This window comes from Janthinobacterium sp. BJB304 (genome assembly GCF_002735765.1).
In the GTDB taxonomy this organism is placed as follows: domain Bacteria; phylum Pseudomonadota; class Gammaproteobacteria; order Burkholderiales; family Burkholderiaceae_D; genus Janthinobacterium.
On the sequence record NZ_PDZN01000010.1, the window covers coordinates 85,852 to 107,916 of the forward strand.

The window sequence follows — 22,065 nt, forward strand, 5'->3', positions numbered from 1 at the left end:
CCTCAAAGGAATTGTCATGGCAACATTGAATAGCGGTTTTGGCTCACGGTTCGGCCTGGAATACGCCCCAAGCTCTTTCCTCGTCCGCATGGGCAAGCGCGAAATCCTCGTCTGCCGCGACTTCCGCAAGCGCTACTACACCGTCAATCCCTTGATCGAGTGCGGTACGGGCATCGAGCCGGGCTATGTTGAAGTGCTGCTGATGCGCCGTTGGCTCCTCATTTTATCCAAGGCGCATTAAGAATGACTTTAAAACAAGGTGCTTGCACTCTGTTTTGAAGTCTGCTCCGCCCGGCCACGCCGGGAGCGCGCCAGTACCGGCCAGCGGCAACGCTGGCCGACCCCTCATTACTGTGTGCGTTCCGGTGCGGCCGGGCTGGCAGGTGTATTCGCGCTTGTCTTGACAGGCGCCGCCTTGTCGAACACATTCGCCTCGTACCACAAGGTCACGAACAGCACCATCACGACGGGGCCGATGAACAGGCCCACGAGGCCCAGGGTTTCCACGCCGCCCAAAATGCCGAACAGCACGGCCAGGAAAGGCAAGCGGGTAGCGTTGCCGATCATGCCGGGACGCACGAAGTGATCGGCCACGAACAGCACCACGGTGCCCCAGGCTGCCACGCCGATGGCGGCGCCCACATTGCCCTGGAACACCAGCAAAGCGGCCGCGCACAGGTAAGCGAGCGGCGCGCCGAACGGGATGATGGCCAAAATACCGGTGGCGAACGCCCACAGGGCCGGCGACGGCAAGCCGGCAATCGCATAGGCGAAGCCGATCAGCACGCCTTCGGCCAGGCCCACGAGCACCAGGCCATTGACGGTGGCGCGGATGGCCGTGGGGATCTTTTGCGCATAGCGGCCCCAGCGTTCAGGACGCAAAAAATGGCTGCCGACGGCCGTGATCTGGCGCGTCAGCGCTTCGCCATCCTTGTAAAAGAAAAACAGGCATAGAAAGGCCAGGCCGAAATCGACCAGGCGGTGGAAGACGTCCGCGCCCAGCACCTTGAGCATGTCGCGCGCGGAATGAAAACCGCCCACGGCGCTGCCCGCAAAGAAGTGGCCGAGGCCGTGGGGCTGGCTCAGGGTGGCTTGCCACCAGTCGCCGATGGCGCTGCCGGCCAGCGGAATATGCGCCACCCAGTCCGGCACGGGCAAGCCGTCCGTATTCGCATGGACGACGAAATTGGCCAGCACGGGCACTTCGCGCGCCGCCTGCGCCACGCCGAACAGCACGGGGATGATAAAGATGCAGGCGAACGCCAGGGTCAGCACGGCGGCCGCGATGATGGTGCGCTGGCCCAGCGCCGCGCGCACGCGCAGGTACAGGGGCCAGGTGGCCACGCACAGGATGCCGGCCCACACGAGCGGCAAAAAGAAACGCTGCATGACGAAGGCCGTCACGGCGATCAGGGCCAGGGAAAAGCCTGCGCTGACGATGTCGCGCTGGGTATCGGTCATACCACTCCATTCGTGCCCGGCGCCGGGAAGCGCGACGGGACTTAGCTACGCGCCAGTTGCGCAGGCGTAGCGTAACACGGAGCCATGGCGATTTATACGAGGCCCAGCTCCACCGGTTTGACGCCGGCAAACACGTGCTCGAGTTGCGCCGGCGTCAAACCGAAGGTGCGGCGCAGCAAGCCGCCCAGCACGGCGCGGTATTCATTGAGCACGGGCATGTCGCGGTTCTGGAACAGCGTCGCCTGCGAAATCGCCACCTGCTCGCCCGCCACCTGCTTGCCCTTGATGCCGCCGCCGAGCACCCAGAAGACGCTGCCGTGGCCATGGTCCGTGCCGCGGTTGCCGTTTTCGCGGAAGGTGCGGCCAAATTCGCTGACGACGACGACGACGGTATTGCGCCATTCGCTGCCCATTTCCTGCGAAAACGCGGCCAGGCCCCGGCCCAGCTCATCGAAACGCCCTGCCAGGTAGCCATTCGCGCCGCCCTGCCCCACGTGCGTATCCCAGCCGCCCACGTCGACGAAACCGAGGTTGTATTTGTCCCTCATCAAGCGCGCGATGCGCTGCGCTTCCAGTTCAAAGCCCTTGGTACTGATGGCGTTGCGGTTGGCCGCCTGCATTTCTCCCGTCAATTCCTTCGTCACGTCCTCGCGCACGGCAAAGCCCGCGCTGACCGGTTGCTGCAGAGGCGTGCCCTTGTACATCGCCGCGATGAGCTGGCTTTGACGCGCATCAATACCGGACTTGCCCACGGAGCGCAGCCCCATGTTCGGCACTTGCACGCCGCCCTGGAAGATCAGGGGCAGCTGGTCCGTGAAGGAAATGGCGTGATTGCCGCTATTGAGGCTTTGCGCGAGCCGGTTCAAAAAGCCCGAACGGAAATCGCGGCGCCCGCCCAGTTCCTGTCCCAGTTCGATGCTGTCCTGCGTCTCGAAATGGCTGCGCGTCAAATCCGTCGTGCCGGCAAACGGAATGAAGGCCGCCTCGCCGCCCGTGAACATCGGGTAGATGGTCTCGCGCAAGGCCGGATGCAGGGCCCAGTCGGCGTTCAAGGCCAGCGCACCGTTGTCCGCCCCGGGTTTCGCGATGGCGATATTCGGCCGCGATGCATAGTAAAAATCGCTGCCGATGGGCACCAGCAGGTTGTTCGCGTCATAGCCGCCGCGCAGGAAGACGAACAACAGCTTCGCATTCGTGGCGGGCGCGGCCAGCAAGCTGCCCGCGTGCGACAACAGGGGCGCGGCGGCCAGGGCTTTCAACAGGTCACGACGGTTCATGGCTATCCTTTCAATCTAGCGGTGCATCATTTCCGGCGAAGAGAGCAGAAATGTATTCCACTCCTGCGGCGAGGCGGCCTGCTCCAGCGCCTGGCGCGTGGCCGGACTCAGGCCTGGCTGCAGCGACTGGTAATACAGGGCGCTGGCCAGCTGGGGAAACGCGACCTTTTCCTGCGGCTGCGGGCCGTCCGTCTTGAACAGGCCGGCGCTGCCCGAACCGATGGTGCGGGCGATATCGAAACGCGTCGTCATCTGGCCGGGGCTGGCCCAGGACGCATCCGTCAGCGGATAGCCGTCCGGCGTCTGGCGCCCGTACAGGGGCTGTCCCATGCGCGCGAGCCAGCTCAGCATGGGACCGGCGTTGAGGATGGGCTTGTCGTCATAGCTGAGGCGCACGGCCGACACCACATAATGCATGGGATCCTTGAATTTCTTGCCCAGCGACTGCCTGAACTCGGGACTGCTGAACATGGTCTGCAGCAGGTCGGCGATCATGCCGTCGCTGTGCTGGAAGGTGGCCGCCATGCGCGCCACCAGCGCTTCGGGAGGGCTATCTCCCACGAAATACTGGGCCAGCTTGCCGCTGATAAAGCGCGCGGTGGCGGGACTGCGGCTCAGGCGGTCCAGCGCTTCATCGAGTTCGGCCAGTCCCCGCCCCTTCACCGTTTGCCCGAGGAATTGTTTATCGCCGTAATCGTGGCGGTTCGGATTGAATTCGAACAGGCCGCGGCGCACGTATTGCGATTGCAGCGCCGGTTTCACCTTCGGCGTATCCGTGCCCAGGTTGACGCCCACGCCGGTGAGGATACGCGCCAGTTCCTGCACGTCGGTCTGGCTATAGCCGCCGTTCACGCCCAGGGTGTGCAACTCCATCAGCTCGCGCGCATAGTTTTCATTGATGCGCTTGACGGCGTTGGCTTCATTATCGAGGTAGCGCAGCATGGCCGGGTGGTGGACGGTCGCGCCCAGCAAGTCGCGGAATTTCCCCAGGGCATGCGGCGCGATGGCGTTCGCCTCGTAATCGCCAACCATGGCGCGCAAGTTGTGCTTGCCCTGGTGCACGCTGAAATGGTTGAGCCAGAACCAGCTCAGCTGCTGCTGCAGCTGGTTCGGCGAATACACGTCCAGCAACAGCGAGCGCGTGGCCGCCTCGCGCGCCAGGCGGTTCAGTTCCTGCTGGTACTCCTTTTGCGCTTGCTGCTTCGCCATGTCGTCCATGACGCCGGCCGACTCCTTGCGCTTTTGCTCCACGGACATGACGAGCTGGTCGAGCGGCACCTGGCTGATGGTCATGGCGTCGATCTGCGCCTGCACGGCGGGCGGCAGGCTCGTTTTGCCTGGGTGTAACTGCGCCTGCAGGTAAGCGTTCCAGCCTTCCTTTTGCAACTGGCGCACGCTGCCGCCGTTCACGCCCCAGCTGACGCGCTCGAGCATCGCGATGCCTTGCGCGGCATTGTCGGGCGCGGCGACGGCATGCTGCGCGGCCGGCGGCGCCGTCGCGGCACAGCCGGCCAGCAACAGCAGGGATATCAAGGTCGTCGGCAATAATCGGTTCGGGCTCATGGCAATCTTTCAAGCGGTTTCAACCAGAATGCCTGAGGGTACGCCCAGGTTGACCCGCGCATGATTGCCATTTGCAACGAGTTGTAATCAAGCGGGCGTGTTCGCCAGCCGATCGCGCGCGGGCGCGGGCACGTTAGCAATGAACAATCTCGGATAAAATGTTATCGAGAGAATGGCGTACTGCAATGGCAGCTCCGTATTTTCTCTTAAACCAGACATTATCCATACAATACGTCCACATTAAAAAAGAAATGAAAATATTATTTATCGCCGCATCAGGAATCTTATCGCTCATTCAAACGCCCTTATCCTTCGCCGAGAATCTGAATGGAAAAACCCTGTATGTGCAGCGATGTGCCGTGTGCCACGGAGCAGAGATCAAGGGCACCGGGCCATTGGCGAATAAAAGCAATCCCCCTACACCGGATCTGACAACGGCCGCTTTTAAAAAACGCCTGAAGGATTATCCGGGCGTGATCGTATCGTCCGTCATACTGCGCCCGAATGGCGATTTGATTCCAAAGACCTTGAAAGAGAATGGCGTCAAGATCGCGCCATACGCCTGGCGGGTAAAGGATTTTCGCGATTTGAATCAATACATGAGCGATGTGATTTTCAAAAACCGCTGATCTTGAAATCAGCGGAGTACACCTCGCGCAGGAATAATCCGAAATCAATCATCCTGTTTGAATAACTCCACGCACTGATCTCGCAGGAAGTCGCGCAACTGCAGCACCAGCGGCGTCACTTGCGCCCGGTGCGTGCAGACCAGGTGCAGGGGCGTCGCCTCGCCCGCCACGTCAGGCAACAGCGCTTGCAGGCGGCCGGTGGCCAGGTCGCCAGCCACGTCGAGCCGCGATTTATAGGCGATGCCCAGGCCCGCCACAGCCCAGCGGCGCACGAGGTCGGCGTCGTCGGCGCTGCGGTTACCGCTGACGGAAATCGTCACCTGCTCGCGCTGGGGCAGGCGGTAAAAAGTCCAGCGGTCGTGCAAGCCGTCTTCCAGCGCGAAGCGCAGGCAATTGCGCTGCGACAAGTCTTGCAGCGCGAGCAAGGGGCCATGTTCGCGCAGGTAGCCGGGCGAGGCCACCAGCACCCGGTCGTTGGCGGGCGCGATCGGCATGGCGACCATGCTCGAATCATCCTGCTGGCCATAGCGGATGGCCACGTCGACTTGCTGGCGCACCATGTCGGCCACCCGGTCGCTGACGCTGAGCTGGTACTGCAGCTTCGGATGGCGCGCCTGGAACTCGTCCAGCCAGCCCAGCATCAGGTTGCGGCCCAGGTCGGAAGGCATGGCAATTTTCAAGGTTCCGCCGAAACTGTCCTTGCCGGCCAGCAGTGCGTCGTGGCCCGCGCGCAGCAGGCGCAGGGCTTCTCGCGCATGCTCCAGGTATTGCGTGCCTTCCGGCGTCAGGCTCAGCGAGCGGGTCGTGCGGGCCAGCAGGCGCAAGCCCAATTCCCCTTCCAGGCGCTTGACGGCAGCGCTGGCCAGCGCGGGCGAGATGCCGATCTCGCGCGCGGCCGCCGACAAACTGCCCCGGTCAGCCGTGCGGACAAACACCTGCAAGTCATCGAGTCGCAGCAATTTTCAGCATTCCTTTGAAAGTGTTTCGGTACGCGCCCTCTTTTACCGCGGCGTGAAAATGGCCATGATACGTCATCAAGCCTGTATGGCGTAGGTCGGATTAGGTCCAAAGGACCGTAATCCGACAACATTGTTGGCGTGGCCGATGGTGATGTCGGATTACGCGCGGTACAGCCGCGCTAATCCGACCTACCCGACTCCATCACTGTTTTACCAAAGGAAGAATATGAAAGCCATCGCCTACCACCACAGCCTGCCCATCACCGATGCCGACGCCTTGGTCGACATCGAGCTGCCCGTGCCCGTCGCCACCGGACGCGACCTGCTCGTCGCCGTCAAGGCCATTTCCGTCAATCCCGTCGACACCAAGGTGCGCAAGAACCGCGCGCCGAAAGACGGCCAGCCGGAAGTGCTCGGCTGGGATGCGGCCGGCGTCGTCACGGCTGTCGGCCCCGACGCGACCCTGTTCCAGGTGGGCGACAAGGTCTGGTACGCGGGCGCCATCAACCGCGCCGGCAGCAACAGCGAATTCCAGCTCGTCGACGAGCGCATCGTCGGCCACATGCCGGCCAGCCTCGATTTCGCCCCGGCCGCCGCCCTGCCGCTCACGGCGATTACGGCGTGGGAATTGCTGTTCGACCGCCTGCAGATCAGCCGCGACAGGAATCTGACCGGCAAGTCGCTGCTCGTGATCGGCGCGGCCGGCGGCGTCGGCTCCGTGCTGGTGCAACTGGCGCGGCAGTTGACGGGCGTCACCATCATCGGCACGGCCTCGCGCGCGGAAACGGCCGATTGGGTCAAGCAACTGGGCGCCCACCACGTGATCGACCACAGCCTGCCGCTGGCCGCCGAAATCACGCGCCTCGGTTTACCGCCCGTCGATTACGTGATCAGCCTGAACCAGACCGACAAGCATTTCGAGCAGATCGTCGAACTGATCGCGCCGCAGGGCAAATTCGCCCTGATCGACGACCCCGAGCACATCGACGTGCGCAAGTTCAAGGGCAAGAGCGTGTCGCTGCACTGGGAACTGATGTTTACCCGTTCGCTGTTCCAGACGCCGGACATGGTCCAGCAGCATGCACTGCTCGAGGAACTGGCGCAGCTGGTGGACGCCGGTATCATCAAGACCACCGTGGCCGAGCGCTTCGGCACGATCAACGCGGCAAATTTGAAGCGCGCGCATGCCCTGCTGGAAAGCAATACGGCCAAAGGCAAGATCGTCCTTGAAGGGTTCTAAACTCAGGTAATCAGAATGGCCCGAAAATCATTGACATTCGTCAATGTCGGGCCCGTGATCACACTATCTCCCAGCGCCTGGAAGAAGCCGTGTCCATCGTTGTTGTCGAGGCTATCGCTGGGCTTGATGCCCTGCGCCCAGGCACGCTGCAGGGTGTCGGGCGCGAGATAAGCACCGGCGATCTCTTCCTGGCCGTCGACGCCATCCGTGTCGCCCGCCAGCGCGTGGATGCCCGCTTGCCCATCCAGCGCGATGCCCAGCGCCAGCAAAAATTCCACGTTGCGCCCGCCGCGGCCCTTGCCGCGCACGGTGACCGTCGTTTCGCCGCCCGACAGCAGCACGCACGGGGCGGGAAACGGCTGGCCCCGCATCGCCGTTTGCAGCGCGATGCCGGCCATCACCTTGCCCACGTCGCGCGCCTCGCCTTCCAGGCTGTCGCCCAATATATACGGCGTGACGCCGGCCGCGCGCGCCACGGCGGCGGCCGCTTCCAGGGCCATCTGCGGCGTGGCGACCAGGGTCGTGCGCGTGCGCGCCAGGCGCGGGTCACCGGGTTTCACGGATTCGCCGCGCCCGCTTTCCAGCGTTTTTCTTATGCTGTCCGGCAAGTCCATGCCATAGCGGCGCACGATGGCCAGCGCGTCCTCGCACGTCGTCGCGTCGCCCACCGTGGGGCCGGAGGCGATATCGCCGAGCTTGTCGCCAGGCACGTCGGAAATCGCCAACGTCACCACTTGCGCCGGATGGCAGGCGGCTGCCAGCCGGCCGCCCTTGATGGCGGACAAATGGCGGCGCACGCAATTCATTTCGCCGATGGTGGCGCCCGACGCCAGCAGCGCGCGGTTCAAGGCTTGCTTGTCTTCCAGGGTGATGCCGACCAGGGGCAAGGCCAGCAGCGACGAGCCGCCGCCCGAGATCAGGCACAGCACCGTGTCGTCCGCCTGCAGATTGCCCACCACGTCCAGCATGCGCCGCGCGGCCGCCATGCCGGCCGCATCCGGCACAGGATGCGACGCTTCCACGATCTCGATGCGTTCACAGGGCACGGCATAGCCGTAGCGCGTGACGACGAGGCCCGACAGCGGCCCCGGCCAGTGCCGCTCCACGGCTTGCGCCATGGCGGCCGAGGCCTTGCCGGCGCCGATGACGATCAAGCGTCCCCTGGGCGCGGGCGGCAGATGGGGCGGTATGCAGTGCGATGGCTGGGCCGCTTCGATGGCGGCCTGGAACATGGCTTGCAGCAAGGCGCGCGGCGCTGGGGTCGTCGTCATGGTGTCTCCTCCGGTATCCGAAGCCGATCATAGCAGGGACGGCGCCGCCCGGCGGCTAGAATGGCGTCTTGACCACATCACAGGAACACCATGAGCGACGCCATCGAATGGACCAGTCTTGCCCGCACTTTCGGGCTGTTTACCGTCACGGCCGTGGCCGAACTGCTGGGCTGCTACCTGCCCATGCTGTGGTTGAGCAACAAGGGCAGCGCCTGGCTGCTGTTGCCGGCCGCCATCAGCCTGCTGGTCTTCGTGTGGCTGCTGACCTTGCATCCGGCCGCCAGCGGCAGGGTCTACGCCACGTATGGCGCCGTCTACATCGCCACGGCGCTGGGCTGGCTGTGGCTGGTGGACGGCATCACGCCCGCCTGGACGGATGTGACGGGCGTGGGCCTGGCCCTGGCCGGCGCCGCCGTGATTGCCATGGGACACAAGGCAGCATAATTACGCCGCGTGCTGGCGGAAATTCGTTTCCGCCGACCAGGCCGCGCTGGCGCGGGCCAGCAGCACGGCTTCGCCATCGGCCAGCCAGTCGTCCGCGTCGGCGATCTTCCACATGGCTTGCAACAGCTTGCGGCGCAAGTCCGGGTCCGTGATTTCATCGAGCAGGCTGTCGATCACGCCATGGGCCAGCTGCACGGCGCCATGCACGGTCGACGTCAGCATGTCGTCGCACAGGTCTTGCAACAGCTGTTGAAAAGCGGCCGGCGCCAGGTCGATATGCTCGAGAATCTTGCTGCGGTGCATGGCTTGCAGCTCGGCGCTGGCCAGGTTGCCGTCGACCACCATCATCAGGGCCAGGATACGTCCCGCTGCCTGGGGACTGTTCGCTTCATAGGTACGCATGATTTCATTCTTTCATTGTGATTGATCAAAAGACGCGCCACCGCCTTGCGGGGCGCGCCGTACTGCAGTGTTACTTTTTGTCGCTGCGGGTGATGAATACGCTCGCCACGCAGCTCGACACGATCAGCACCGCCACCACCAGCAGCGACGCTTCGACGGGCACGTGGTACCACGGCATGATCAGCATCTTGGCGCCGATGAACACCAGCACCATCGCCAGGCCATACTTGAGCATGTGGAAGCGGTCAGCCACGTCCACCAGCAGGAAGTACAAGGCGCGCAAGCCCATGATGGCGAACAGGTTCGACGTGAAGACGATGAACGGGTCCGTCGTGATGGCGAAAATCGCCGGGATCGAGTCGACCGCGAACACCAGGTCCGTCACCTCGATCAGGATCAGCACGAGGAACAGCGGCGTGACATAGCGCAAACCGCCCTTGGCCACGAAGAAACGCTCGCCGTGGTCGCCGTCGGCCACCCGCAAGTGACGGCGGGCAAAACGCAGCACGGGATTGTTCGCCACGTCCGGTTCCGCATCGGCCGCCACCAGCATGCGCATGCCGGTAATCAACAGGAAGGCGCCGAACAGGTACAGCACCCAGCTGAACTCGCTCACCACCCACGCGCCGGCCATGATCATCACGGCGCGCATGACGATCGCGCCCAGCACGCCGTAGATCAGCACGCGGCGCTGGTACTGGATCGGCACCTGGAAGGCGCTGAAGATCAGCAGGAAGACGAACACGTTATCGACCGACAGGGCTTTCTCGATCAAGTAGCCGGAGAAAAACTCCAGCGCCTTCTGGTTGGCGATCTCGGGACCGGCCGTGCCGTTCAGATACCACCACAGGCCGCCGTTGAACAGCAGGGCCAGGCTGACCCACACGAGCGACCAGGTCGCCGCTTCCTTGACACTGACCTTGTGCGCCTTGTTGCCGCCGAAGACGAACAGGTCCAGCGCCAGCATGAACAGGACGAATACGATGAAGCCGGCCCACATGGGTGCCGTTGCAATACTCTCCAGGCCGTTCATCGGCGGCCTCCGCAACCGTCTGTCTCTATCCTGATGCCCATGGCACTCTCCTTGCATGAATTGAGCAGTCATCATAGGCTGAATATAAACATCGAACAAATCGAATATAATTTACGAATACATCGAAAAAATCGATGTATTAATTTTGCCGGGAACAAACATGTCCACACTCAACTTCAAGCACTTGCGCTATTTCTGGATGGTGGCCAAGACGGGCAGCATCGCCCGCGCGGCCGAGCAGCTGCACCTGACGCCGCAATCGATTTCCGGCCAGCTCAGCGACTTTGCCGACACCCTGGGCGTGGAACTGTTCCGCCGCAGCGGGCGCAAGCTGGAATTGACGGAGACGGGCAGGCGCATACTCAGCCATGCGGAAGAGATTTTCAGCACGGGCGACGAATTGCTGGAAATCGTGCGCGACCAGTCGCGCACGGCGACGACCACGTTTCGCGTGGGCTGCGCCGATTCCGTATCGAAACTGATCGCCTGCCGCCTGGTCGAACCGGCGCTGGGGCTGGCCGAACCGCTGCGCATGATCTGCCGCGAAGGCCGGCTGGCCAGCCTGCTGGCGGACCTGGCCGTGCACCGGCTGGACCTGATCATCGCCGACCGCCCCATGCCGTCCCACTTGAGCGTGCGCGGCTACAACCACCTGCTGGGCGAAAGCGGCATGACCCTGTTCGGCACGCCGGCCCTGGCCGCCACCCTGGAAGGCGGCTTTCCGCTATGCCTGAACGGCGCGCCGCTGCTGCTGCCGGGCGAGGATTTCGCCATCTACGGCCGCCTGCTGCAATGGCTGGGCGACAACCACCTGCACCCGCGCATCGTGGGCGAGTTCGACGACAGCGCCATGATGCAGGCCTTCGGCCAATCCGGCGCCGGCCTGTTCTTCGCCCCCACCGTGATCGCGCCCCAGGTGTGCGAACAGCATGGCGTGGTGGCGCTGGGCCGGGTCGACAGCCTCGTCGAGCAAGTGTATGCGATCACCACGGAGCGGCGGCTGAGCCACCCGGCCACCATCGCCATCAGCCAGAGCGCGCGGCGCGAACTGTTCGTGTAGTAGTTCCACAACTGAAGTTCCACAATTAAAACCCCGCAAATACATTTGAGCAAATACATCTATATAATGACAAGCCTCCCCGACGCCCTGCGCGCCCCTTCCAGGACTTGCCGCAATGAAGCACTTGCACGACATCCCCTCTGCCTTCAAGCATGAATTTGCCAACCCGCGCCTGTGGTGGTCGCGCGCCGTCGTCGTCGGCATGGCCGCCGTCGCGGGCCTCGTCGTCGTGGGCTTTACGTGGCTCGCGGAAACAGCGCTCGATTGTTTTCTCTTTTTTAACGGCAAGGCCTGGTGGTTCGCCCTGCTGTGGACACCGGCCTGCGCCGCCCTGCTCGTCTGGCTGACGCGCCGCTATGCCATGGGCGCGGCCGGTTCCGGCATCCCGCAAGTGATGGCGACACTGGACCCGGCCGTGGCGCCGGAACAGCGCTCATTGTTTGTCTCCCTGAAACTCAGCGCCGCGAAGATCGGCCTGACGGCGGGCGGCTTGCTGGGGGGATTGTCGCTGGGGCGCGAAGGGCCGTCCGTGCAGATCGCCGCCGGCGTGATGCTGGCCGCGCGACGCTGGCTGCCGCGCCACGCGCAGGTGAGCGCCCATTCGCTGCTGGTGGCCGGTGGCGCGGCCGGCATCGCGGCCGCCTTCAACACGCCGCTGGCGGGCGTCATGTTCGCCATCGAGGAATTGTCGCGCTCGCCCGAGCAGCGCAACAGCGGCTTGATTGTCGCCGGCATCGTGCTGGCCGGCATGATGGCCGTCTCCATCCACGGCAACGCCACCCATTTCGGCATCATCCACCCCGGCCCCATCGGCCTGGCGCTGGCCCTGCCAGGTTTACTGGTCACCCTCGTGGCGGGCGTGGCCGGCGGCCTGTTCGCCCGGCTGCTATTGGCGTCCGCCCGGGGCAATCCGCTGGGAAAATTATCGGCGTGGAGAACAGGCCGGCCCGTGCTGTTTGCCGCCGTCTGCGGTTTGCTGGTGGCGGCCATCGGCATCGCCAGCCACGGCGCCACGTTCGGCAGCGGCACCGTGGCCACGCGCGCCATGCTCGAAGGCGCGTCCGACGTGGCGCCCGCCTTTGTGGCCTTCAAATATGTGGCAACGTGGCTGACCGTGTGGTCGGGCGTGCCGGCCGGCATCTTCGCGCCATCCCTGGCCATCGGCGCCGGCATCGGGCATGACATTGCGCAATTGCTGCACTATCCGCACGCGCCCGCCCTGATCGCGCTCGGCATGGTGGGCTTCCTGGCCGCCGCCACGCAGACGCCGTTGACGGCGTTTATCATTGTCATGGAAATGGTCGATGGCCACGGCATGGTGCTGAGCCTGATGGCGTGCGCCGTGGTGGCCAGCACCGTGTCGCGCGTACTCAGCGAGCCGCTGTACGGGGCGCTGGCGCAGCTGCAGCTGCAACGGTTGCCGCTGCAGCTGCAGGTTGGCCGGGACACTACATCGTAAACGGAAACGGCTGCATGCCCGCCTGCCTGTCATCGGGGGAGACGACGGCCAGCAAGGCGTTCAAGCCCTGGTTCAGGTGCGCCAGGCTGTCGGGGTCCAGCTGGGCCAGCGCGCTGGGCAGCAAGCCGCGCGCCGGCTGCGGCGCGCCGGCGATCACGGCTTGCCCTTCCGCCGTCAGGGTCAGGGTGACGACGCGCTGGTCAGGCTGGTCGCGCGCCTTGCGCACATAGGTTTTTTTCACCAGCGCCTCGACCAGGTTGCTGGCCGTCGTCTGGTGTATCGACATCTTGCCGGCCAGCTCGCCCATGCGCAGGCCCGGCCGCTCCAGCAATTCCTGCATCACCCACAGTTGCGCGCCAGACACGCCGCATTGCTTCTCGATCTGCGCCGAGTGCCGCTGCGCCGCGCGCATGACGACGCGCATGTTTTGCAAGGCCATGCCCTGCGCTCTGGCCACCACCGAAATGTCCGCTTCCACCACCATTGCCTCCGTTATCGTACCGGCTGCGCGCCTGCTGGCGGGCCGGAATCCCTGCATGATACCTGCAAAGGCGGGGGGATTCCTAGCGCATGGGGACTGGCTCTCCAGCTTGCCAAGCCTGTTCCAGCACCAGCTTGCCAGCCGGGTCCCACTGGCGCTCGATGCCGTGTTTCTTGTCATGTTCATACGGCACGACCTGCTGCGGGCTGCCGTCCGCGTACCAGGTCTGCAGCAAGCCATGGCGCTGGCCGTCGCGCATGGGCGTGACACTGGCGCGCACGCCGTTGTCATGCCATTGCGTCACGTCGCCCTGCTCGCGCCCTTGGGCATCCTGCTGCCAGGCAACGGTCGGCTGGCCATTGCTGCCCCACTTCTGCATGCTCAGCAGCTTGCCCTTGCGGTACAGCGCTCTCTGCGCCAGCTGACCATTGTCATGGCTATCGAACGACCAGCCGTCGGGCTCGCCATGGCGCCACGTCGTGCTGGCGACTACCTTGCCGTCGGGCGCCAAGGTGACGGCCTCGCCATCCTGCTGGTCATGGATGAAATGGCTGCGCTGGAACAGCTTGCCGTCGGCGTAAAACACTTGCTGCAGCCCATGCATCCTGCCGCCCTTCAGGAAGGCGCGGCTGCTCACCTTGCCATTCGGCCCGTACGACACATACTCGCCATCGGCCATTTGCTGGCCGTGGTAGCGGATGCGGTTCATCAGCTGGCCATTCTCATGGTAAGACTCGACAATACGGTCGCGCCCGTTCGGCAGCACGGTCACTTTTTGCTTGAGCTGGCCGTTGTCATAGAACGACGTGCCGCGAGCCGGCGCCTGTGCCTGTTCCTGCGCCGCCAGCGGCAGCACCGTCATGAGCGCTGCCAGCAGCGCCAGGCGCATTTTCTGTGCATACCGCATGCCGCCCCCCTACTGCGCGGCCACCGGCTGGCCATCGTGCCACGCCTGCTCCAGCACCAGCTTGCCCGTCTTGTCCCACTGGCGCTCGATGCCGTGCTTCTTGCCGTGTTCGTACGGCACGATCTGCCGCAGGCTGCCGTCGCTGTACCAGGTCTGCAGCAAGCCGTGGCGCTGGCCTTCGACAAACGGCGTCACGCTGGCGCGCACGCCGTTGGCATGCCAGTCGGTCGTGTCGCCATGGTCGCGCCCCTGCGCGTCTTTTTGCCACGCAAACACGGGCCGGCCATTCGGGGCCCACGTTTGCAAGCTGAGCACGGCACCTTTATGGTACAGCGTCTTGTTCGACACGACGCCATTGCCATGGCTTTCAAACGACCAGCCGTCGGGCTGGCCGTGCACCCAGACGGTCCGGGCCAGCACCTTGCCGTCCTCGGCAAGCATGACAAACTCGCCCTCGCGCTGGCCATCGACGTGCCGTCCCCTTCGGAACAGCTTGCCATCCGGATAAAACGATTCCTCCACGCCATCCATCTGGCCATTGCGGCGATACGAGCGGTTGCTGACGGCGCCATTCGCGCCATACGACACGTGCTCGCCATCGGCCATCTCGTCGCCGTGGTACAGCGTGCGGCTCATCAATTGGCCGTTCTTGTGATACGTTTCCGAGATGCTGTCGCGCCCGTTCGGCAGCGGCGTGACCTTCTGCTGGATCTGGCCATTCTCGAAGTACACGCAGCCGCCCAGCAGCTCCTCGCCCTGGGCATTGAAATAGGTTTCCCGTAACAGCTGGCCATTCTCGTAGTAATACTTGCGAAACTTTACGAACCTGATCTGACTCAGGTCCAGATCCGTGGCATAGGTTTCAAAGGCCAGCACGCCCGGCGTGTCGGGAAATTCGAGCCGCACATGCCAGGCGCCCAACGCCTCGTCGCGCACGGGCGGCGTGCGCAGCGCATACACGGCGCGGCGCTGGTTGCTGGGCATGAAATTTTCATCCAGATACATGGTGTGGTCTTCCTCCTGCAAGGTTGGCGTTGGCATTTGCCCTTCGGGCTGTTCCTGAGCCGCCAATGGCAGGGCTGCGCCCATGCCCAGCGCGGCGGCCAGCAGCCAGCGCATCGTCTGTTGATTCTTCATGTTGCTCCATTGTTCATGTTGCTTTGCGGCCACTATCATAAAGGCAAGCGCCGTTCGCCATGGGCACGATTGCCGCCCCAACAATAAAAAACCGGGACCAGACCTGCTGGTCCGGCCCCGGTCCGGGGACATGCGCTGGCGCGGCAAGCGCGCCACACATCAGCCCATGCCATCCTTGACAGGCGACAACTGGCTCGCATGCAGCCGTGCATACGCGCCGCCCTGCTGCAGCAAGGCGGCATGGCTGCCCGACTCGACCAGGCGGCCGCCCTGCATGACGACGATGCGGTCGGCGCTTTCGATGGTGGATAAGCGGTGGGCGATGACGATGGTGGTGCGGTTGCGCATCAGCACTTCCAGCGCCGCCTGCACGGAGCGCTCCGACTCCGTGTCCAGCGCGCTGGTCGCTTCATCGAGCAGCAGGATCGGCGCATCCTTGTACAGGGCGCGCGCGATGGCCAGGCGCTGGCGTTGCCCGCCCGACAGGCGCGAACCGTTCTGGCCCGCCTGGGTCGCGTAGCCTTGCGGCAGCTGCATGATGAAGTCGTGCGCATACGCGGCGCGCGCCGACGCTTCGATGCGGGCCATGTCCGGCGCCGGGTCGCCATACGCGATATTCGCCGCCATCGTGTCGTTGAACAGGATCACATCCTGGCTGACGAGGGCGAACTGGCGCCGCAGGGCCAGCAAGGCGTAGTCGCGCACGTCGACGCCGTCGAGCAGTATCCGGCCGCCGCTGACGTCATAGAAACGCGGCAGCAAGCCCAGCAAGGTCGTCTTGCCGCCGCCGGAGCCGCCCACCAGGGCCACCGTTTCGCCGGCGCGGATGTCGAGCGTGATATCGCTCAAGGCCGTGGGCGCATCGGGATCGTCGCTGTTGTAGCGGAAGTGCACGTTCTGCAGAGACAGATTGCCTTGCACGGTGGCCGGGGCGATGGTGCCCGGGTCCGGTTCCAGCGGCGTGTCGATCAAACCGAAGACGGACTCGGCCGCAGCCAGGCCCCGCTGCAGCGGCTCATTGATCTTGGTCAGGTTCTTGATCGGCGACTGCATGGCCATCAGCGCGCCCATGAAGGCAACAAAAGCGCCCGGCGTGATGGCGCCGCTTTGCGCGCGCAGCATGGCGAAATAGATCACGGACGACAGGGTAATGCCGACGAGCATCATGATGAAGCCGGAATTCATGGCCGAGGTGGCCGCGTGCTTGACGGCCAGCTGGCGGTTGCGCTTGACGACGTTGCCGAAGCGCGCCTGTTCATAGTCTTGCCCGCCGAAGATTTTCACCACGCGCTGGCCGCCGATGCTTTCGTCCAGCACGGACGTCAGCTCGCCCACGGCCTGCTGCGAACTCTTGCTCAGGTGGCGCATGCGCCGTCCCGCCAGGGTCACGACGATGGCGACGATGGGCATCGATGCCATGCAGAACAGGGCCAGTTTCACGTCGATACTGAACAGCAGAATCAGGTAGCCGATGGTGGCGACGGAATCGCGCACCATCACGTTGAGCACGTTCAAGCCCGCCTGCGACACCTGGCTGGCGTCGAAGGCCACGCGCGACTGCGTCAGGCTGGTGGTGGTGGTATCGAAGAAGCGGCTGGGCAGGCGCATGATGGTGGCGAACATCTTTTCGCGCAAATCGGCCTGCACCCGGCTCGATAGCCAGACGGAACCGTAATCGCCGGCAAAGCTCGACACCATGCGCAGCACGGCCAGGCCCAGGATGGTGGCGGGAATCACCCACAGATCCACCTGTCCCGCCTGTGCCGGCAAGAAACGATCAACCCAGCCCTGCAGCATGCCCATCACGCCGGACACGGGCGCGACCTGCGTGCTGGCCGTCGTGCGCATGGCGTCGACGACGTTTTGCAACTGGCGGATTAACAACACATCGGTGGCGGACGCCACGCCCACGGCCAGCAAAGTGGCGGCAACGATGGCGCCATAGCGGCGAAACTGGCCGGCCAGGCGGAAGAACAGGAGGCGACTTTGCTGCATGCAGGTGAGAAAAGTAAGGGTAAAACGTGATTCTAACCGCTGCCAGACTCACCTATGAGAAAGTCGTCACCTTGCCGGCGCAGGACCGGCAAGGAAAACACGGACGATCAGCTCTTCGCCACTTTCCACGCGGCCGTGCCAGCCTTGCAGACTTTCAGCTTGAGGGTCTGTTCCTGGCCCTTGGCGTTCAAGCCCACCTGCACCTTGCGGCACGTTTGCACGTCCGTCTTTTCCGTGTCGCTGGCCGTGATGTCGGCGGCGATGCGCACGGAATTGCGCAAGCCTTCATTGCTCCATTGCACGGTTTCGCCATCCTTCTTGTCGTTGAGCACGTCGGTGACGGCTTTCACGAAGACGGGCTTGTCGTTCTTGTTCAGGTAAGCCATCGGCGTATCGGCCAGGAAACCCAGGCCGACGGCGGAAGCGGAAGCGCTGAAGACGGCGCTGCCCATTATCAGGGTGGACAGCAGTGTGGCGGGACGAATACGCATGGAAAACTCCTAGTTAAGTAAAAATAGGGGCCGCCGGGGCGGCCCTTAGCCGGGATCCGCCGGCGAAATACCCACGGCCAGCAAGGCGTCGATGCTGGGCACGAAATAGATCGCCGACGACAGCGCCGTGGAAAAATCCAGCAGCCTGTCCGTCTTGGTGACGCCATCATAGCCTACGCCGTACATTTGCCGCAGCATGCCCATGGTCACGGTGATGTCCTTGCAGAAACCGACAAACATGACGCCCGCCTCGGTCGCATTGGCGTAATTGGCATTGCGGCGCACGATGTCGACTTCCTCGCCATCGCGGATAAACTGGTTGCGGCCCACGTGAGAATCGACGGGCAGCGGCGACAATTCGTGGCTGCCGGCCTTGGTGCGGCCCCACACCTGCTCCGCCGCGTGCACGGGCAAGGCGCGCAGGCGCTCCACGTCCATGCGCCATTTCTGCAGCAGCACGGTGGAGCCGCCCGCGCCCGCCTCGCCGTCCGGGATGATGGCCACGCCGTTGGCGCGGAACGGATTCGGATTCGCGACGCCGTCGGCAAAGCCGTCGAAGGTCACGTTATTGTGATACGGAAAACACACCTGCTCGCTGGCCAGATCGGCGTAAGGGCTCAGCAAGGTGAGCGTCGTGCGCATGCTGTCGTACAGGGTGGCCGCGTTCGATTGCGTGATCCAGACCCAGAAATCGTGCTGGGTGGCCGGCGCCGTCTTGCCATTGGCGCCCACGAGGTCTTGCGCGAACGATGCCATGTTGTCCGGCACGCAGCCGGGGCAAGCGGCGCGCCACAGCTCGGGCTTGAATCCCAGCACCACATTGGCCGTGCCGCCTGTTAACTGATGGTGGCGGTTCAGGGTGGGATCCAGGATGCCCGTGACCTGGGATTCCCACAGTTTGCCCAACACCCTGAACAGCTGCTCCGGTTTAACGCCGGCCTTCACATTGAACTGCAAATGCACTTCGTCGCGCGCGACGACAGACAGCATGCTTTGTGGAATTGCCATGACAGATGTTCCTCTTTTAGTTTTCTCTATGAATATTAAACCAGAAGTGCAGCCTGGGAGTTTCATTTAGGCAACATGCGATAACTGTAACTATAGGTCGTCATGAATTGGACGATAATGCAATGACGTAGAGCAAGATTCAAGAATGGATACCAATGAAATTGTATGAAAAGCTCGTCAGCGACATCGAGCAACTGGTGACCAAGGGCGTGCTCTTGCCCGGCGAACGCATACCCTCCGTGCGCCAGACCAGCCAGCAGCACAAGCTGAGCATCACCACGGTGCTGCGCGCCTACGTCAAGCTGGAAAGCATGGGCGTGATCGAAAGCCGGCCCCAGTCCGGCTACTTCGTGCGGCCTCGCGCCGACGGCGATGCACAGCCGGCCGACCTGTGCATGCAAGCCTCCCAGCCAAGCACCGTGCCTGCCGAAGTGCACGTCAGCCGCCTGGTGCTGTCGACCCTGCGCTCGATCGGCTTGCACGACGCCATCCCGCTGGGCTCGCCCTACCCCGACCCTTCGCTGTTTCCCTGGGAACGCATCAACCAATACGCGGGCGCCGTGGCGCGCCGCAACCGCGAGTGGAACATGACGGACGACCTGCCGCCGGGCAACCCGCAGCTGATCCGCGAAATCGCCCGCCGCTACATGGAAAACGGCCTGGCCGTCGATCCCGACGAAATCATCGTCACCGTGGGCGCCACGGAAGCGATCAACCTGTGCCTGCAAGCCGTGGCCAGGCCGGGCGACACCATCGCCGTCGAGTCGCCCACCTTCTATGCCATGCTGATGGCCGTAGAACGGCTGGGCATGAAGGTGGTGGAAATCTCCACCGATCCGTACGACGGCATCAGCATCGAAGCGCTGGCCGACATCATGGCCCGGCAACCGATCGCCGCCGTCATGGTGATGCCGAACTTCCAGAATCCCCTGGGCTTCCAGATGTCCGACCAGCGCAAGCGCGCGCTGTATCAGCTGCTGGAACAGCACGACGTGCCCGCCATCGAAAACGGCGTCTACAACGAGCTGTATTACGGCGACGCCCACCCGTCCTCGCTCAAGTCGTACGACCGCAAGGGCCTGGTGCTGCACTGTTCCTCGTTTTCCAAGAGCCTCAGCTCGGCCCAGCGCGTGGGCTGGGCGCTGGCCGGGCGCTACCGGGGCAAGGTGGAGGAACTCAAGTTCCTCAACACCCTGGCCACGTCCTCGTTTCCGCAACTGGCCATCGCCGAATACCTGCAGAACGATGGCTACGAACAGCATCTGCGCCGCACCCGCAAGGCCTACGCCCAGCAGGCGCGCATCATGGCCGCCGCCGTGCTGCGCTTCTTTCCCGCCGGCACCAAAGTCTCGCAACCGCAGGGCGGCTACGTGCTGTGGGTGGAACTGCCGGGCAACGTGGACTCCATGCAGCTGTACCGGCGCGCACTGGAATGCCGGATCACGGTGGGTCCGGGGCGCATGTTTTCCGTCAGCCAGGCTTACAAGCATTGCATCCGCCTCAACTACAGCTATCCGTGGAGCGTGGAGGTCGAGCAAGCCATTATTCTGCTCGGCAAACTGATCACCGAATTTTTGTAGACCATTCACCCGCCCACCAGCGACATGCGCACGGTGGGATACTGCTTGCGCTGGGCGCCGCCGGCCTGGGCCAGCGCGCCGCGCACTTCCGAGTAGCGGTCGCCACGGCGTTGCCAGTGCCGGCGCAGCACGGTTTCCAGCCCTTGCTCGGTATCCAGATGGGGCCGCAGGTCGAGGCCGTCGTGGGCGAACAGGCAGGTAAACAGCTTGCCATCGGACGAGACGCGCACGCGGCTGCAGTCGCCGCAGAACGGCTGCGACACGCTGGAAATGAAACCCACTTCGCCGCCGCCATCGAGGTAACTGTAGCGGCTGGCCGTTTCATGCGAGATCGGCTTGCCTTCGCCCAGCGATACAAGGGGAAATTCTGCCGCGATCAGCGCGCGCGCCGCGTCCGACGTGACGACGTGCGTGCGCGACCAGGCGCCGATGCCGCCCACGTCCATGAATTCGATCAGGCGCAGGATCACGCCCGTGTGGCGGAAGTGGCGCGCCAGCGGCACGATCTGGCTGTCGTTGACGCCTTTCTGCACGACCATGTTGACCTTCACGGGATGCAAGCCCACGGCTTGCGCTACCTCAATCCCGTGCAGCACTTTCTCGACGGGAAAGTCGACGCCGTTCATGCGCTGGAAGATGCCATTATCCAGACTGTCGAGGCTGACGGTGACCCGGTCCAGGCCCGCCTCCTTCAGCGAGCGCGCCTTGGCCGCCAGCAAGCTGCCATTCGTCGTCAGCGCGATGCTCACGGCGCGCCCGTCCGGCGTGGTGAGTCTCGCCAGCATCTCGATCAGCTGTTCCAGGTTCTTGCGCAGCAGCGGTTCGCCGCCCGTGATGCGGATTTTATCCACGCCCAGGCGCACGAAGGCGCGCGCCATCGTCTCGATCTGGTCGAAAGACAGGCGCTCGCTCGATGGCAGAAACGGGTAATCGCTGGGGTACAGCTCGGCCGGCATGCAATAGGTGCAGCGGAAGTTGCACTGGTCGATGACGGAAATGCGCAAGTCCGTCAGGGGACGGCCCAGCATGTCCACGCACGGCGCGATATGGCCTGGCTGCCGGAGTGCTGGCTGCGGATACAGGATGGTGTTCATTGTGCTTCCCCCTTGATGTGCATTCGTCAGGACGTAGCATAGGGCGAATGGGGCCAGGCCAGCAGGTACAGTCCGGCGCCGGGCGATAGAGTACAGATGCGGCTTTACTCTGCCGGCGGCGGCGCGAACACGCTGGCGCACAGCTGCGCCCCCGCTTCGCTGAGCAGTGCGCTGCCGCCACCGCTCTCCGCCGTCGTCACGTTCACCAGTCCCGCGCTGGACAGCGCATTGAGCTGGCGCAACAAAGTGCTCATCTGTACCCCTGCCCGCTTGGCCAGTTTGGCCAGCGACCACGGTTTATCGGGCGCCTCCTGGCGCGCCTGCCACAGCAGCGCCAGCAGCGCTATCAGTGCCGCGTCGATTCCTTCTTTCTGTTGCATATTGTTCCTCGTTGAAGGCTGGAAATGCGCAATGCACTTCCCTCGTTTGCATCATAAGTCAGCGGCATGGCGGGTGCGATGCAAATCGGCGCATGCCCATCTGTACTCTGTTTTTTTGTCCGGAACTGTGCGCCTACGGCGCGGTCCGCCGCCCCTACCATGTGATTGTCCCATCGCATATCACCAGGAGAGTC

The 22,065-nt window shown here is 63.8% G+C and carries 22 protein-coding genes; 7 read left to right on the forward strand and 15 right to left on the reverse strand.

What is annotated here, in order from left to right; translation table 11 throughout:
* Positions 1 to 16: 16 nt before the first annotated feature.
* A complete protein-coding gene (locus CSQ95_RS13810) occupies positions 17 to 241 on the forward strand; it encodes a hypothetical protein (protein WP_010396348.1) in 225 nt (74 codons plus the stop codon).
* 107 nt (positions 242 to 348) lie between these two features.
* Here the strand turns inward: CSQ95_RS13810 and CSQ95_RS13815 are convergent, their stop codons facing one another.
* The 3 genes from CSQ95_RS13815 to CSQ95_RS13825 all read right to left on the reverse strand — a co-directional run bounded on the left by CSQ95_RS13815 (position 349) and on the right by CSQ95_RS13825 (position 4,301).
* Positions 349 to 1,461, reverse strand: a complete 1,113-nt coding sequence (locus tag CSQ95_RS13815) for an AI-2E family transporter (protein ID WP_099409913.1) — start codon at positions 1,459 to 1,461, stop codon at positions 349 to 351.
* 92 nt (positions 1,462 to 1,553) lie between these two features.
* Positions 1,554 to 2,738, reverse strand: a complete 1,185-nt coding sequence (locus CSQ95_RS13820) for a DUF1501 domain-containing protein (protein WP_099409914.1) — start codon at positions 2,736 to 2,738, stop codon at positions 1,554 to 1,556.
* Between the two features lie 15 nt (positions 2,739 to 2,753).
* Positions 2,754 to 4,301 carry a DUF1800 domain-containing protein gene (locus CSQ95_RS13825; protein WP_099409915.1) on the reverse strand — a complete coding sequence of 516 codons (1,548 nt, stop codon included), beginning with the start codon at positions 4,299 to 4,301 and terminating at the stop codon, positions 2,754 to 2,756.
* 251 nt (positions 4,302 to 4,552) lie between these two features.
* Between CSQ95_RS13825 and CSQ95_RS13830 the strand changes: the two genes are divergently transcribed.
* Positions 4,553 to 4,930, forward strand: a complete 378-nt coding sequence (locus tag CSQ95_RS13830; protein ID WP_099409916.1) for a cytochrome c — start codon at positions 4,553 to 4,555, stop codon at positions 4,928 to 4,930.
* A gap of 44 nt (positions 4,931 to 4,974) precedes the next feature.
* Here the strand turns inward: CSQ95_RS13830 and CSQ95_RS13835 are convergent, their stop codons facing one another.
* On the reverse strand, positions 4,975 to 5,889 hold the full coding sequence (locus CSQ95_RS13835) for a LysR family transcriptional regulator (protein WP_099409917.1): 915 nt from the start codon (positions 5,887 to 5,889) through the stop codon (positions 4,975 to 4,977).
* 226 nt (positions 5,890 to 6,115) lie between these two features.
* Between CSQ95_RS13835 and CSQ95_RS13840 the strand changes: the two genes are divergently transcribed.
* Complete coding sequence (locus tag CSQ95_RS13840) at positions 6,116 to 7,129, forward strand: zinc-binding alcohol dehydrogenase family protein (RefSeq protein ID WP_099409918.1); 1,014 nt, start codon at positions 6,116 to 6,118, stop codon at positions 7,127 to 7,129.
* A gap of 2 nt (positions 7,130 to 7,131) precedes the next feature.
* On the opposite strand, the gene CSQ95_RS13845 is transcribed toward CSQ95_RS13840, so the two are convergent.
* On the reverse strand, positions 7,132 to 8,400 hold the full coding sequence (locus tag CSQ95_RS13845; RefSeq protein ID WP_099409919.1) for a glycerate kinase: 1,269 nt from the start codon (positions 8,398 to 8,400) through the stop codon (positions 7,132 to 7,134).
* A 90-nt stretch (positions 8,401 to 8,490) separates the two neighbouring features.
* On the opposite strand from CSQ95_RS13845, the gene CSQ95_RS13850 reads away from it, so the two are divergent.
* On the forward strand, positions 8,491 to 8,844 hold the full coding sequence (locus CSQ95_RS13850; RefSeq protein ID WP_099409920.1) for a YnfA family protein: 354 nt from the start codon (positions 8,491 to 8,493) through the stop codon (positions 8,842 to 8,844).
* Here CSQ95_RS13850 and CSQ95_RS13855 read toward each other — a convergent pair whose 3' ends face one another.
* Positions 8,845 to 9,246 carry a TerB family tellurite resistance protein gene (locus tag CSQ95_RS13855; protein WP_070224889.1) on the reverse strand — a complete coding sequence of 134 codons (402 nt, stop codon included), beginning with the start codon at positions 9,244 to 9,246 and terminating at the stop codon, positions 8,845 to 8,847. It abuts the gene before it with no gap.
* 70 nt (positions 9,247 to 9,316) lie between these two features.
* Complete coding sequence (locus CSQ95_RS13860) at positions 9,317 to 10,279, reverse strand: TerC family protein (RefSeq protein WP_099409921.1); 963 nt, start codon at positions 10,277 to 10,279, stop codon at positions 9,317 to 9,319.
* A 160-nt stretch (positions 10,280 to 10,439) separates the two neighbouring features.
* On the opposite strand from CSQ95_RS13860, the gene nhaR reads away from it, so the two are divergent.
* Both nhaR and CSQ95_RS13870 read left to right on the forward strand, forming a co-directional pair.
* A complete protein-coding gene (gene nhaR / locus CSQ95_RS13865) occupies positions 10,440 to 11,339 on the forward strand; it encodes a transcriptional activator NhaR (RefSeq protein ID WP_099409922.1) in 900 nt (299 codons plus the stop codon).
* 115 nt (positions 11,340 to 11,454) lie between these two features.
* Entirely contained in the window at positions 11,455 to 12,798 is a 1,344-nt protein-coding gene (locus tag CSQ95_RS13870) for a chloride channel protein (protein ID WP_099409923.1), read from the forward strand.
* On the opposite strand, the gene CSQ95_RS13875 is transcribed toward CSQ95_RS13870, so the two are convergent.
* The 6 genes from CSQ95_RS13875 to CSQ95_RS13900 all read right to left on the reverse strand — a co-directional run bounded on the left by CSQ95_RS13875 (position 12,788) and on the right by CSQ95_RS13900 (position 18,817).
* Positions 12,788 to 13,282, reverse strand: a complete 495-nt coding sequence (locus tag CSQ95_RS13875; protein WP_099409924.1) for a MarR family winged helix-turn-helix transcriptional regulator — start codon at positions 13,280 to 13,282, stop codon at positions 12,788 to 12,790. The two genes, CSQ95_RS13870 and CSQ95_RS13875, sit on opposite strands and share 11 nt — an antisense overlap.
* A gap of 79 nt (positions 13,283 to 13,361) precedes the next feature.
* A complete protein-coding gene (locus tag CSQ95_RS13880) occupies positions 13,362 to 14,186 on the reverse strand; it encodes a toxin-antitoxin system YwqK family antitoxin (protein WP_143449970.1) in 825 nt (274 codons plus the stop codon).
* A 9-nt stretch (positions 14,187 to 14,195) separates the two neighbouring features.
* Positions 14,196 to 15,323, reverse strand: a complete 1,128-nt coding sequence (locus CSQ95_RS13885; RefSeq protein ID WP_070224883.1) for a toxin-antitoxin system YwqK family antitoxin — start codon at positions 15,321 to 15,323, stop codon at positions 14,196 to 14,198.
* Positions 15,324 to 15,482: 159 nt separating this feature from the next.
* On the reverse strand, positions 15,483 to 17,318 hold the full coding sequence (msbA, locus tag CSQ95_RS13890) for a lipid A export permease/ATP-binding protein MsbA (protein ID WP_099409926.1): 1,836 nt from the start codon (positions 17,316 to 17,318) through the stop codon (positions 15,483 to 15,485).
* A gap of 107 nt (positions 17,319 to 17,425) precedes the next feature.
* A complete protein-coding gene (locus tag CSQ95_RS13895) occupies positions 17,426 to 17,809 on the reverse strand; it encodes a hypothetical protein (protein WP_143449971.1) in 384 nt (127 codons plus the stop codon).
* Positions 17,810 to 17,854: 45 nt separating this feature from the next.
* The gene (locus CSQ95_RS13900; protein WP_180279053.1) at positions 17,855 to 18,817 is read right to left on the reverse strand and encodes a Dyp-type peroxidase; all 963 of its coding nucleotides are present in this window, start codon (positions 18,815 to 18,817) and stop codon (positions 17,855 to 17,857) included.
* Between the two features lie 155 nt (positions 18,818 to 18,972).
* Between CSQ95_RS13900 and CSQ95_RS13905 the strand changes: the two genes are divergently transcribed.
* Positions 18,973 to 20,397, forward strand: a complete 1,425-nt coding sequence (locus CSQ95_RS13905; protein ID WP_070224879.1) for a PLP-dependent aminotransferase family protein — start codon at positions 18,973 to 18,975, stop codon at positions 20,395 to 20,397.
* 5 nt (positions 20,398 to 20,402) lie between these two features.
* Here the strand turns inward: CSQ95_RS13905 and moaA are convergent, their stop codons facing one another.
* Both moaA and CSQ95_RS13915 read right to left on the reverse strand, forming a co-directional pair.
* Positions 20,403 to 21,491, reverse strand: a complete 1,089-nt coding sequence (gene moaA, locus CSQ95_RS13910; protein ID WP_099409929.1) for a GTP 3',8-cyclase MoaA — start codon at positions 21,489 to 21,491, stop codon at positions 20,403 to 20,405.
* A gap of 104 nt (positions 21,492 to 21,595) precedes the next feature.
* On the reverse strand, positions 21,596 to 21,871 hold the full coding sequence (locus CSQ95_RS13915) for a helix-turn-helix domain-containing protein (RefSeq protein ID WP_099409930.1): 276 nt from the start codon (positions 21,869 to 21,871) through the stop codon (positions 21,596 to 21,598).
* Positions 21,872 to 22,065: the final 194 nt, after the last annotated feature.